The following is a 12,274-nucleotide window of genomic DNA, read 5'->3' on the forward strand; positions in this document are numbered from 1 at the left end:
CAGGAAAATCCGGGGCAAGAAGCGCGTCAGAGCCGCAGCGCCTGCGCATAGCCCGTCATCTCCAGGTAGCCCATGCCGATGCGGCGTCCCTGGCTGTCCGCGAGTTCGCTCAGGCCCTCCCAGTAGATCGAGCCGGTCGAGCCCCGGCTGTCGAGTTCCTGGTTGTCGATCACGGCCTTGACCGTGAAGGAGGCCAGCGGTGTGAGCACTCGCCATTCGATCGGGTAGCGGGTCTGGGTCAGCGGGCTGGTCCAGCTTCGAAGAGGTTCAAAGCGAACTTCATCGGCGTTGAAAATGCGCAGGGCGCCTGCGGCGGAACGCAGCGACCCGCCGGCCCAGACCGCCTGGCCGTCCTTGTCGCGCAGCCGGAAGGCGGTCAGCGCACCGCCGTCGTCCAGGTTCATGCCGATCCAGTCCCAGCCCACGGCGCTGGGGTGCAGCAGCTCGTCGCTCCATTCATGGTCCAGCCAGGCCTTGCCGGTGACGGCAAAGTTCTGCCCTTTCACCTGCACGCTGCCTTGCGTCGCCAGCTGGGGCTGGCTGTAGTAATAGCTGGCCTGTTTTTCTTCCGGGCCTTTGCGCGACAGGCCCTGATTGCCCTGCGGCAGCACGCTTTGCGTTTCCTCGAATTGCAGGCTCAGTGCAAAGTCGGTGGCCGGCAGCTCGGCGGTGTAACGTGCGCCGTCGGCCTTGAGCGACCAGTCGCGCAGCTTGATGGCCATGTCCTGTTCGCTGGCAGATGCCACGCCAAAGCCGGCGCGTGCAATGCGCTGGTCGTGCCAGAGTTTCTTGCCCTGCACGTCAGTGACGGCGGCATGCGCGAAGACCAGCTGCCGGGCGGCAAAATTCGACGCCATCGCCTGCGTGCCATCGACCCGCGAACGAAAGAAGGTCAGCTGAAAACCAAATCGCGGCGGGCCTGCGGCCTGCGAAGCAAGCTGTCCGGTGATGTACCACCATTCGGTGCGAAAGGCGGGGTGCGATCCCCGATCGCGCGGAAACACCAGCGTCCTGGCGGGCAGGGCGTGGATTTGGCCCGGCCATCCTGCCAGCCCCGACACTCCGGCCACGCCCGCCAGACTGTTCAGCAGGATGCTGCGTCTGCTTGCTGCATGGATCGGTTCAGGCATCTGCATGATGGGTCTGGCTCACTGGCTGATTTTTCTCGCCTCTTCCACCTGGTACTCGAAGTAGCGCTGGAAACTGAAAACGATGCTCGACATCAGTGAGATGGTGCCAAACAGCAAGGCAAACACGACGGCGCCTATCGTCAGCCAGTTGGTGTTGCCAGCGCGCGCATCGGGCGTCGCAGGGTTGTGGATCACGTTCCATTTTTCAGGCGCCATCAAGCCGTAATAGATTCCCGTCAGCGCCGTGCCGGCCAGTGTGAAGCCCAGCAGCGGAACCAGCACCCAGGCCAGGTGGTCGTCCTGGCCGTACATCCGTACCCTCTCGACCCCCCACCAGCCCAGTGCCGCCACCACGGGATGCGCCCAGGCCCACAGATCCCGCCAGCCATACAGGTAGAGGCGGTGCAGCCCCAGCTGGCCACCGATGAAAGCCAGCCAGGCGGCGAGTGTCTTGTTTTTCTGAAGGGGTGAATGCATGCGCTGGATTATGGAACGGCCGGCCCGGCGGGCGGCTCGGAACTGCCAGGTCCCAAGGTCTTTTGCATGATCACGATATCGCGCCAGGCGCCGAACTTCCAGCCGCAGGCCTCGACGATGCCCACCTGCGTGAAGCCCAGCGCCCGGTGTACGCCCACCGACCCGGCATTGGCTGAATCGCCGATGATGGCCATGACCTTGCGGATGCCTGCCGCCTCGCAATGCGCCAGGAGTTCGGCCAGCAGGGCACGGCCCAGGCCCTTGCGGTCCACGCCGGGCGCCAGATAAACCGAGTCCTCGACCGAATACCGGTAGGCCGGACGCGGCTTGAACCAGTTGCCGTAGGCAAATCCCAGAATCCCTCCGTCCTGCTCGGCCACAAGATAGGGCAGCCCCTTGGACAGCACATCGGCTCGCCGCGTCGCCATGTCGCCAGCAGGGGGTGGCTCGGTTTCAAAGGTGCCGGTGCCGTGCAGCACATGGTGGGCATAGATGGCGGCGATGGCGGGAATGTCTTCGTCGCGGCTGGGGCGTATGAGAGGCATGCTGGATAAAGGGGTTGGAAAGGTTGGGTTTTGCGGTCGGCGGTGCCGGCAGCGGGGACGATTTTCAACTGAAAAAGGTGCATCGGCGACACCGCAGGCTATAATCGCAGGCTTTGCAGCATTTCGCTGGCCGGGTGGCCATGTCGTGTGTCTCAAGCGCTGCAGGAATACTGGGGTTATTTTTACCCCGCCACCCAAGGATTAATCATGGTCGTCATCCGGCTTTCACGCGGCGGTTCCAAACACCGTCCATTTTTTAACATCGTTGTGGCTGACAAGCGCGTTCGCCGCGATGGTCGCTTCATCGAACGCATCGGTTTTTACAACCCGATTGCCAAAGGCGGCGAAGAAGGCCTGCGCATCGTGCAGGACCGCCTGACCCACTGGATCGGCGTTGGCGCCCAGGCGTCCCCCACCGTTTTGCGCCTGATCAAGCAGGGCGGCGCTTCGGTTGCAGTTTCTGCCGCTGAACTGCCTGCTGAAGTCGCAGCAGCCTGATTTAGATCTTTTTCGATGATGCCTGGCCTTCAACCGTCTGCGGGTTTGACACCGTCAAAGCTGCCCGACGACGCCATCGAGGTCGGGCGCATTCTGGATGCGTGGGGTGTCAAGGGCTGGCTCAAGGTCCTGCCGCACAGCAACGATCCGGAAGCGCTTCTTTCCGCTGAAACCTGGTACCTGCAGGCGCCTGACGCCAAGTTCCGGCCCGGTTTCAGCCTTTTTTCCGGTACCGTCTCCTTCAAGGTGGACGAGTCCAAAATCCATTCAGGCTCGGTGGTGGTCAAATTCGCCGGCCTTGACGACCGCACGCCTGCCGAAGCCTTGCGCGGCGCCCGGATATTCCTTTCGCGCAGCACCTTTCCAGCCGCTTCGTCCGATGAGTATTACTGGGTCGATCTGATCGGCCTGAACGTGGTGAATCGCGAAGGTATTGCCCTGGGCTGCGTGCGCGACCTGATGACGACCGGCCCCCAGTCGGTGCTGTGCATCGAATACGCCAGCACGCAGGAAGACGGCAGCGGCGCCGCAGCCGAACGCATGATTCCTTTTGTCGCAGCCTATGTTGACAAGGTTGACATCGCCGGCAAATGCATCACGGTTGACTGGCAACCCGACTATTGATGCTTGATGCTGCGCCAGGGCGTCATGCCTTGTCGTTTCCAGCCACTCGTTTGGTACTCAAAGTAGGTTTTCATGCGCTTTGACGTCATCACCCTGTTTCCCGAACTTTTTGCGCCTTTCCTGACCTGCGGCGTGACGCGGCGCGCCTACGAATCCGGCCTGGTCGAGGTCAGGCTCTGGAATCCGCGTGACTTTGCCGATGGCAATTACCGGCGGGTCGATGACCGGCCTTTCGGCGGTGGCCCGGGCATGGTCATGCTCGCCGAGCCGCTCACGCTGTGTCTTGAGAGCCTGCGCGCTGACCGGCTGGCCTGTTCAGTGCCAAGTGCGCCCACGGTTCTTTTTTCCCCTGTTGGCGATGTGCTGAACCATGCCGGCGTCGAGCGCTGGTCTGCCAGCAGCAGCGGCGCGGTGCTGATCTGCGGCCGCTACGAAGGGCTGGACCATCGTTTCATTGACACCCATGTCGATCTTCAGATCAGCCTGGGCGACTTCGTGCTCTCGGGCGGCGAGATTGCCGCCATGGCCCTGCTGGATGCCGTAGCCAGGCTTCAGCCCGGGGTGCTTAACGACGAGGGCAGCCACCAGATGGACAGTTTTAATCCGGCGCTCGACGGCTTGCTGGACTGCCCGCACTACACCCGCCCGGAGAACTGGCGCGGCCAGCCGGTGCCGCCCGTCCTGATGTCCGGCAACCATGCGCGCATCGAGCGCTGGCGGCGCGAGCAGCGGCTGGCCTTGAGCCAGCGCCAGCGCCCTGAACTGGTCCGGGCCGCTCGCAGGGCAGGGCATTTGAGCAAGATTGACGAGGCTTTCCTGGCTGACTTGCCCAAAAATCCTGACCTGGACGCCTGAATTGCTATAATCATGGGCTTTTCGGTCCTCTGGCGGCCACTGCAACCACCTGATTCGCTTTTTGAATCAATTCCTGGATTTGCGGTCTTTAGCGCAGCGCGTGCATGAACGAAAAAAGTTAACGGAACCATCATGAATCTGATCCAGACCCTCGAGCAGGAAGAAATTGCCCGCTTGAACAAGACCATTCCCGTTTACGCGCCTGGCGACACCGTCATCGTGAGCGTGAACGTGGTTGAAGGCACGCGCAAACGTTTGCAGGCTTTTGAAGGTGTTGTGATTGCCAAGCGCAATCGCGGCCTCAACTCCAGCTTCATCGTTCGCAAGATCTCCAATGGCGAAGGCGTCGAGCGCACTTTCCAGGTGTACAGCCCGCTGATCGCCAAGATTGAAGTCAAGCGCAAGGGCGACGTGCGCCGCGCCAAGCTGTACTACCTGCGTAGCCGCAGCGGCAAGTCGGCGCGTATCAAGGAAAAGCTGGGCGTCAAGGCTGTCAAGGCCGTGCAGCCCGCACAGGCTGCGTAAAAGCACCTGTCAAGCACCTGTTGCTTTTGAAAGGCCGCTCTCCCGAGCGGCTTTTTTTTGCTTGTTATCCTGTCCTGCCATGAAAACCGCCAAGCCTTCCTCTCTGCCCGTGTTCGATCCGCGCTCCATTCCGGTGCTGGGCATCGACAGCCACCTGGCCGGCGTGGCCCCTGACCGGCTCACGCCACAAGCGCTGCGTGACCGCTTCCGTCATCCGCCGATGTGGGCGCCCGAGCACAGTGTGGAAAAGAGCTTCTCCGACCGGCAGCCGGCGCTGGCAGCGGTCTTGCTGCCCTTGGTGATGCGCGACGAACTCACGCTGCTGCTGACCGAGCGCTCGACCGGCCTGTCCACGCATTCGGGCCAGATTGCCTTTCCCGGCGGCCGCACCGACGACACCGACCGGGATGCGGTCGATACCGCGCTGCGCGAAGCGCACGAGGAAATCGCCTTGCCGCGCCACCATGTCGAGGTGCTGGGCACCTTGCCGACCTATGTCACCGGATCGGCCTTCATCATCACGCCGGTGGTGGCGCTCATCAGGCCGGGCTTTCAGCTGCATCCCAACCCGGGAGAAGTGGCCGATGTGTTTGAAGTGCCGCTCAGCTTCCTGATGAACCCCGCGCACCACCAGCGCCATGAAACAGAGTTCAACGGCGTGCTCCGCCAGTGGCTGTCCATGCCCTACAGCGACCCAATGAGCCAGTCGGCAGGCAGTGAAATCAGGGAGCGCTACATCTGGGGCGCAACGGCGGGCATGCTGCGAAACTTCTACCGTTTTCTCAGCGCCTGAACGCAAGCGAAGCAAGCACTGCGTGACGCGCGCATCCTTTCCTCACAAGTCAGGGCCGTGGAACCGGCTTCGCCGGGCCACAGGCGCAGTGGCCCCCTCGGGGGGCAGCGACCCGCGCAGCGGCGGAGCGTGGGGGTCCGTTATGATTTGCCATGAGCTTTTTTGCCGTTTTGTTTGCACTCATTTTGGAACAGGCCCGCCCGCTGGCCCGTGGCAACTGGGTTCATGCCGCTTTCCTGGGCTGGGCGCGCTGGGGCCATCGCAGCCTGGATGCCGGCAAGCCGCATCACGGATGGATCACCTGGGTTTTTGCCGTCATGGTGCCCACGCTGCTGACACTGCTGGTGCATTGGATGCTGTGGCAGGTCAACATCCTGCTGGCCTTTGTGTGGAGCGTGGCGGTGCTGTATGTCACGCTGGGTTTCCGCCAGTTCAGCCACTACTTCACCGACATACGCAATGCGCTGGACGATGGCAACGAAGACCTGGCACGCGAACTGCTGGCCGAGTGGCGCCAGGTGGATGCCAGCGAACTGCCGCGCAGCGAAATCGTTCGCCATGTGATCGAATATTCGGTGCTTGCTGCGCACCGCCATGTGTTTGGCGTACTCGGCTGGTTTTCGGTGCTGGCCGCCTTCGGATTCGGGCCGGCCGGTGCGGTGCTTTACCGCATGAGCGAATTTGTGGCGCGCTACTGGAGCTACAAGAGCCGGACGCCGGGGGAAGGCGCCAGCCCGGCCCTGCAGCAGGTGGCCAGCCGTGCCTGGGGCATCATCGATTACGTTCCTTCGCGCGTCACGTCGCTCGGCTTTGCCGTGGTCGGCAGTTTCGAGGACGCTATCGATTCGTGGCGCCATTACACGCAGCGCTTTCCCGCCGGTGCGGCCCTTGCCACGGCAAGCCGCAACGACGGGCTGATCCTGGCGGCCACCTCGGGCGCGGTGAATGTGCGGCTTGGGGGCATGGCGCTCGATGCCGTGCTGGTTCCCGCTGCCGCGCAGGAATTCGAGGTGGGCGGACTGGCCGACATCGGCGATGACGCCGTCATCACCGCCTCAACCACCTGCCGCGAGCCTGAAGTAGCCCACCTGCGCAGCGTCGTCGGCCTGGTCTGGCGTTCGGTGGTGCTGTGGATGGTGTTGCTGGCGCTGCTGACGCTGGCGCGGCTGCTGGGATAGCAGGCGGCCATCCGGCTGCCGTTTTCAATATCGCGTTTGCGACAACTCGGCAAACAGTTCGCTATACAAACGATAGCGTGCAGCGCTTATGCTGCTTGCGTGAACGGTCGATTTGACCTCTGAAATCACGCCGCAGCCTGGTTCGTGCAGGTGCGTGCAGTTGTAGAACTTGCAGTCTTGCGCATGCGCCTTGAAGTCGGGCATGTAGTTCGCCAGCTGCATCGGCTCGATGTGGTTCAGGCCGAATTCCTGGAAGCCCGGCGAGTCGATCAGCGCTGTTGTCCTCGCTTCATCGACCCAGTAGAGCGTCGTGCTGGTGGTGGTGTGCTTGCCCGAGTTCAGCGCCTGCGAAATCTCGGCGGTCAGCACCTTCGCCTGCGGCACCAGCAGGTTGGTCAGGCTGCTTTTGCCGGCGCCGGACGGGCCGAGCACCAGCGTTTTCTTGTTCCGCAGCAGTTCCATCAGTTCGCGGGTCTGTCCCGCATCTTCAGGCGCCGTCGAGCCTTTGGGCTTGATCGCCAGCGGCAGCATCTGGTAGCCCATGGCCCGGTAGGGCGCCAGCTTGGCCCAGGCGCGGCCGAAGGGCTCGGCCAGATCGCTCTTGTTCAGCGCAATGATGGGCTTGATGCGCTCGGCTTCGGCCGCGATCAGGGCGCGCGTCAACTGACTTTCCGAGAACTCGGGTTCCGCAGCGATCAGGATCAGCACCTGGTCCAGGTTGGCGGCGAACGACTTGGTGCGCATCTCGTCCTGGCGGTAGAACAGGTTGCAGCGCTCCTCGATTTTTTCGATCGTGCCTTCGTCCTGCGACGGCAGCCAGCGAATGCGGTCGCCAACGACGACCTGGCTTTTCTTGCCGCGTGGATGGCAGATCACACGCTCGCCGGAGTCGGTTTCGACCATCACATGGCGGCCAAAGCCAGCGACCACCAGGCCTGATTGCGTGCCTGCAAGCGCTGCCGCGCCGGACCGCGCCGGACGTGAGGGCTTGCTCAAGCCAGCAAGGCGTCAACCTTCGACGCGCAGAAAAAATCGCTGACCGAAATGCCCTTGACATCGTGCGTGTTGAAGCGCACCTTGCACTGGCCGTAGCTGGCTTCAAGGTCGGGATGATGGTCTTCCGCGTTGGCGATGAAGGCCACGGCATTCACAAAACCGATGGTTTCGTAAAAGTTCTTGAACTTGAAAGTTTTCTCCAGCGCTCCCTCGATCAGACGCCAGCCCAGGGCCTGCTCGCCGTTGAGCTTGCTCAGCTGGCTGACGATTTCGGTGGCGCTCAGGGCGCGTCGGTTTTGATGGATCGGGTTGCTCATGCGGCTGCGCTTTCAGGGGAGGGGGTCATGGGGGCCATGCGTCCCAGCCGCTCGGAGGCGGGCGGATGGGAATAGTAGAACTTCACAAACATCGGGTCAGGCGTGAGCGTGCTGGCATTGTCCTTGTAAAGCTTGAGCAGCGCGCTTTGCAGGTCCCGGCCGTCGGTCTGCGAGATGGCATAGGCGTCCGCCTCGAACTCATGCTTGCGCGACGACTGCGCCATGAGCGGTGAAATAAAGAAACTGAACAGTGGCACGACCATCAGGAATAGCAGCAGCGCCAGCGCATCGTTGCTGCCCGTCAGGTTGGGCCGCACGCCCAGCCCGGTGTAAAACCAGACCTGGGTTGACAGCCAGCCGAGCATCGCAAACCCGACCAGGCTCATGGCAAACATCACGCCGATGCGCTTGATGATGTGCTTGTGCTTGAAATGACCCAACTCGTGCGCCAGTACGGCATCGACTTCAGCGGGATTGAGCTGCTTGAGCAGCGTGTCATAAAAAACCACGCGCTTGGCCGCGCCAAACCCGGTGAAGTAGGCATTGGCATGCGCCGAGCGCCGGCTGCCGTCCATCACGAACAGGCCCTTGGCGGCAAAGCCGCAGCGCTGCATCAGTGCCGTGACGCGCGCCTTCAGCGCTTCGTCGTCGAGCGGCTTGAACTTGTTGAACAGCGGTGCAATCACGGTCGGAAACAGCACCAGCACCAGCAGGTTGAAACCCATCCAGACCACCCAGGTCCACAGCCACCACAGCGTGCCCGCGCTGCCCATCAGCCACAGGATCAGCGCCACGATGGGCAGGCCGACGACCGCGCCGACCAAGGTTGACTTCACCAGATCAGCCAGCCACAGTTTGAGCGTCATCTTGTTGAAGCCAAAGCGCTCTTCAAGCCGGAAGGTCTTGTACAGCGTGAACGGCAGGTCGAGCAGGCCGCTGATCAGGCCGAATGCCGCGAGCAGCGCCAGTTGCGGCACCAGCGCGCCGTGGTCGGCCAGGCCCGAGCGCATCACGGCCTGATTCAGCGTGTCGATGCCGCCCAGCAGCGTCCATCCCATCAGCAGCGCGGCGGCGAATGCCATTTCCAGCATGCCCAGGCGTGTCTTGGCAATCGTGTAGTCAGCCGCCTTCTGGTGCGAGGGCAGGCTGATGGTGGAGGCAAAAGCGGCCGGCACCTGGTTGCGATGCTGCGCGACATGGCGGATCTGCCGCGTGGCCAGGTAGAACTTGGTCAGCAGTCCCAGCATGAGCAGGGCGGCAAACAGCAGGGTGAATGCAAAGGAGGGGTCGGTCATGGAGACGAGTTTAGGCGATAGGCGAGAATCGCAAGATGCTTGACACTGAACCCTTATTGAAGAAATCCGACCAGAACCTGGTCTGGCTGGACTGCGAAATGACCGGGCTCGACCCCGAAAAGGAACGCATCATTGAAATCGCCGTGGTCGTGACCGGACCGCAGCTTACGCCGCGCATTGAGGGCCCGGTGCTGGCCATTCATCAATCGAACGAATTGCTGGAGCAGATGGACAAGTGGAACAAGGGAACGCATGGCCGCAGCGGCCTCATCGACAAGGTCAAGGCCAGCACGGTGAACGAGGAAGACGCCCAGGCGCAATTGCTCGCCTTCCTGGCGAAGTACGTTCCCAAGGGCAAGGCGCCGATGTGCGGCAACACCATCGGCCAGGACAGGCGCTTTCTGGTCAAGTACATGCCCAAGCTGGAAACCTTTTTCCATTACCGCAATGTCGATGTCAGCACCTTCAAGGAACTCGCCAAGCGCTGGCGACCCGAGGTGTACAGCGCTTTCAAGAAGCGCCAGAGCCACACGGCGCTGGCCGATGTGCATGAGTCCATAGACGAGCTGCAGCATTACCGGGAGCATTTCCTCAAGTGAATTTCAATTGTTTTGGCCTTTTCCGCATAGGGGGCGGGCGGTTCAAGCTATTGAAATGGTAGCGAAAGCGCGCACTGATATTGAGTATCGAAGCTGATGAGTTACTGCAATAACATTGATTTATAAAAGCTAACTGGTAGAAACCCGCAAACCATGCCATAATCAAAGGCTTGCAGTTGCACACCGTGTTAACCGCATTTGTACATCTACCTCACACTTTTGGACTCTATTTTCAGAGTCGCCGCATCAAGGCAGTTCCGCTCTTGGTCCGTATATTCGTTTGATGGTTGATGTTTTATTAACCATGAACGAAGCCTTCCGCATCGCGGGGGTGGAGTTTCCTGTTCATTCGCCACAAACGAAGCGGACAGGGGATTAGTGAGAAGAAAACATGACTGACTCTTTTGAGACTCGCGGCGACTCTGCGTCCGAAACCCTTGATACCATTTCCGACCTGGAAATCCACGTGATTCCCGATTTCTCGTCCGACGAGCCTGTTGCCGTGGCAACCTCGCTGGAAGCCGTTGTTGCCGAGCCTAATGGCTTTGTGAAACTGGGCCTGGCCAAGGAACTGCTGCAAGCCGTTGCCGACATGGGCTTCACCCAGCCGACCTCGGTGCAGATGGCGACCATCCCCAAGGCCATGCAAGCCCTGGATGCCGACCCGAAAGCGCCAAAATTCACCGACCTGCTGGTTTCCAGCCAGACCGGTAGCGGCAAGACCGCAGCGTTTTTGCTGCCCGTGCTGCACACCCTGCTGAAACAGCAGGAAGAAGCCGAGCGTAATGAGCGTGCCGAATTCGAACGCCTGAGCGCAGAAGCTGTCGCCCGTGGCGAAGCGCCCTTGAAGAAGCCAAAGCGCAAGGACCCGACCAACATGCGCAATTTCAAGGCCGCCACCCCCGGCGCCCTGATCCTGTGCCCGACCCGCGAACTGGCCCAGCAAGTTTGCGCCGACGCGATCGACCTGGTTCGCCATTGCCGTGGCCTGCGCGTTGCCAACGTCGTTGGCGGCATTCCTTACCAGTTGCAAATCGCCAAGCTGCAAAACGCCGACCTCGTGGTGGCCACGCCCGGCCGTCTGCTCGACTTGCAGCGCAGCATGCAGATCAAGCTCGACCAGGTGCAGTTCCTCGTCGTTGACGAAGCCGACCGCATGCTCGACCTCGGCTTTGCCGACGACCTGACCGAAGTCAACCAGCTCACCATCGAGCGCAAGCAGACCATGATGTTCAGCGCCACGTTTGCGCCGCGCATCATGCAACTCGCCACCCGCGTGATGCGCCAGCCGCAGCGCGTCGAGATCGACTCGCCGCACGAAAAGCATGCATCGATCACCCAGTCGCTGCTGTGGGCCGACAACATGACCCACAAGCGCAAGCTGCTGGACCACTGGCTGCGCGACACCACCATCAACCAGGCCATCGTTTTTGCCTGCACGCAGGTGGAATGTGACGGCCTGGCCAATGACCTGGTGCAAGAAGGTTTCAGCGCCGTGGCGCTGCATGGCGCGCTGGGCCAGGGCCTGCGCAACCGCCGCCTGATGGCATTCCGTGACGGCCGCGTGCAGATTCTGGTGGCTACCGATGTGGCTGCCCGTGGTCTGGACGTTCCGACCATCACCCACGTCATCAACTACGGCCTGCCGATGAAAGCCGAAGACTACGTTCACCGCATTGGCCGCACCGGCCGTGCCGGTCGCGAAGGCCAGGCGATCACGATTGCCGAGTTCCGCGACCGTCGCAAGATTCAGGACATCGAGCACTACACCCAGCAAAACCTCAAGGCCAGCACCATCCCCGGTCTGGAACCCCAGCAGCGTTTTGCACCCACTTCCGAGCGTCCCCGCGGCAATTTCGGCGGTGGCCGTGATGACCGTGGCGGCGGCCGCAGCTTCGGCGGTGGTGGCGGCTTTGCCGGCCGCAAGCCAGCCGGTGGCGGCTTTGGCGGCGGCAATGCAGGCAGCTTCGGTGGCAACCGTGATGACCGTGGTGGTTTCGGCGGCAACCGTGACGCCGGCGCCTTCCAGGGCCGTCCTCCCGCACCGCAAGGCAACAACTACGCCGACCGTTCGGGCTTCAATGACCGCAACGCCCGCCGCCCGGATGACCGTGGTTTCGGTGGCGGCAACAGCAACGCCGGTTTCGCACCGCGTGACGACCGCAACTTTGGCGGTGGCAACGAAGGCTTTGCGCCCCGTGGCGATTTTGCGGACCGCAAGCCCGCTTTCGCCCGTCCAGCCGGCAAGGTGTTTGTGCCCCGCGATGCGGCCAAGAAGCCGGGCGGCAAGTTCACCAAGCCTTTTCGCGATTGAACTTGACCTGCGGACGCTGATTATTGAATGATCAGCTTTCCAGCCAAAAGGCCGCTGCCAACCGAAAGGTTCGCAGCGGCCTTTTTCATGGCTGTCATGCCAAGATGCGGGTTTTGTAAAACATCAAG

14 protein-coding genes are annotated in these 12,274 nt (G+C 61.9%); 8 read left to right on the forward strand and 6 right to left on the reverse strand.

Annotated elements, in window-relative coordinates:
- Positions 1-26 precede the first annotated feature (26 nt).
- From EC86_RS0104045 to EC86_RS0104055, 3 genes are read right to left on the reverse strand one after another with little or no spacing between them, the layout of a single operon-like run.
- Positions 27-1,136, reverse strand: coding sequence for a lipocalin-like domain-containing protein (locus EC86_RS0104045; protein ID WP_156955211.1), 1,110 nt, complete (start codon positions 1,134-1,136; stop codon positions 27-29).
- Positions 1,137-1,148: 12 nt separating this feature from the next.
- Complete coding sequence (locus EC86_RS0104050; protein WP_029524407.1) at positions 1,149-1,607, reverse strand: hypothetical protein; 459 nt, start codon at positions 1,605-1,607, stop codon at positions 1,149-1,151.
- Between the two features lie 8 nt (positions 1,608-1,615).
- Positions 1,616-2,152, reverse strand: coding sequence for a GNAT family N-acetyltransferase (locus tag EC86_RS0104055; RefSeq protein WP_029524408.1), 537 nt, complete (start codon positions 2,150-2,152; stop codon positions 1,616-1,618).
- 207 nt (positions 2,153-2,359) lie between these two features.
- Here EC86_RS0104055 and rpsP point away from each other — a divergent pair, with 207 nt between their 5' ends.
- The 6 genes from rpsP (at position 2,360) to EC86_RS0104085 (ending at position 6,625) form a co-directional block, all read left to right on the forward strand.
- The gene (gene rpsP, locus EC86_RS0104060) at positions 2,360-2,650 is read left to right on the forward strand and encodes a 30S ribosomal protein S16 (protein ID WP_029524409.1); all 291 of its coding nucleotides are present in this window, start codon (positions 2,360-2,362) and stop codon (positions 2,648-2,650) included.
- 15 nt (positions 2,651-2,665) lie between these two features.
- Positions 2,666-3,274, forward strand: coding sequence for a ribosome maturation factor RimM (gene rimM / locus EC86_RS0104065; RefSeq protein ID WP_232229788.1), 609 nt, complete (start codon positions 2,666-2,668; stop codon positions 3,272-3,274).
- A 72-nt stretch (positions 3,275-3,346) separates the two neighbouring features.
- A complete protein-coding gene (gene trmD / locus EC86_RS0104070) occupies positions 3,347-4,129 on the forward strand; it encodes a tRNA (guanosine(37)-N1)-methyltransferase TrmD (protein WP_029524411.1) in 783 nt (260 codons plus the stop codon).
- A 132-nt stretch (positions 4,130-4,261) separates the two neighbouring features.
- Positions 4,262-4,654, forward strand: coding sequence for a 50S ribosomal protein L19 (rplS, locus tag EC86_RS0104075; protein WP_029524412.1), 393 nt, complete (start codon positions 4,262-4,264; stop codon positions 4,652-4,654).
- A gap of 79 nt (positions 4,655-4,733) precedes the next feature.
- On the forward strand, positions 4,734-5,447 hold the full coding sequence (locus tag EC86_RS0104080) for a CoA pyrophosphatase (RefSeq protein ID WP_029524413.1): 714 nt from the start codon (positions 4,734-4,736) through the stop codon (positions 5,445-5,447).
- A 152-nt stretch (positions 5,448-5,599) separates the two neighbouring features.
- The gene (locus tag EC86_RS0104085; protein WP_029524414.1) at positions 5,600-6,625 is read left to right on the forward strand and encodes a CobD/CbiB family protein; all 1,026 of its coding nucleotides are present in this window, start codon (positions 5,600-5,602) and stop codon (positions 6,623-6,625) included.
- A gap of 24 nt (positions 6,626-6,649) precedes the next feature.
- On the opposite strand, the gene rsgA is transcribed toward EC86_RS0104085, so the two are convergent.
- Genes rsgA through EC86_RS0104100 form a run of 3 tightly spaced genes read right to left on the reverse strand, consistent with a single transcriptional unit; the run spans position 6,650 to position 9,233 of the window.
- Complete coding sequence (gene rsgA, locus EC86_RS0104090) at positions 6,650-7,621, reverse strand: ribosome small subunit-dependent GTPase A (RefSeq protein WP_029524415.1); 972 nt, start codon at positions 7,619-7,621, stop codon at positions 6,650-6,652.
- Positions 7,618-7,938 (reverse strand): 4a-hydroxytetrahydrobiopterin dehydratase, encoded by a 321-nt coding sequence (locus EC86_RS0104095; protein WP_029524416.1) that lies wholly within the window; start codon positions 7,936-7,938, stop codon positions 7,618-7,620. The genes rsgA and EC86_RS0104095 overlap by 4 nt, the downstream gene beginning before the upstream one ends.
- A complete protein-coding gene (locus EC86_RS0104100; protein ID WP_029524417.1) occupies positions 7,935-9,233 on the reverse strand; it encodes a M48 family metallopeptidase in 1,299 nt (432 codons plus the stop codon). Before EC86_RS0104100 ends, EC86_RS0104095 begins: the two co-directional genes overlap by 4 nt.
- Positions 9,234-9,268: 35 nt before the next feature.
- Here EC86_RS0104100 and orn point away from each other — a divergent pair, with 35 nt between their 5' ends.
- Both orn and EC86_RS0104110 read left to right on the forward strand, forming a co-directional pair.
- Entirely contained in the window at positions 9,269-9,832 is a 564-nt protein-coding gene (gene orn, locus EC86_RS0104105) for an oligoribonuclease (RefSeq protein WP_029524418.1), read from the forward strand.
- A 391-nt stretch (positions 9,833-10,223) separates the two neighbouring features.
- Entirely contained in the window at positions 10,224-12,146 is a 1,923-nt protein-coding gene (locus tag EC86_RS0104110; RefSeq protein WP_029524419.1) for a DEAD/DEAH box helicase, read from the forward strand.
- The last annotated feature ends 128 nt before the right edge of the window (positions 12,147-12,274 follow it).

Source organism: Polaromonas glacialis (genome assembly GCF_000709345.1).
GTDB classification, from domain to species: Bacteria; Pseudomonadota; Gammaproteobacteria; order Burkholderiales; family Burkholderiaceae_C; genus Polaromonas; species Polaromonas glacialis.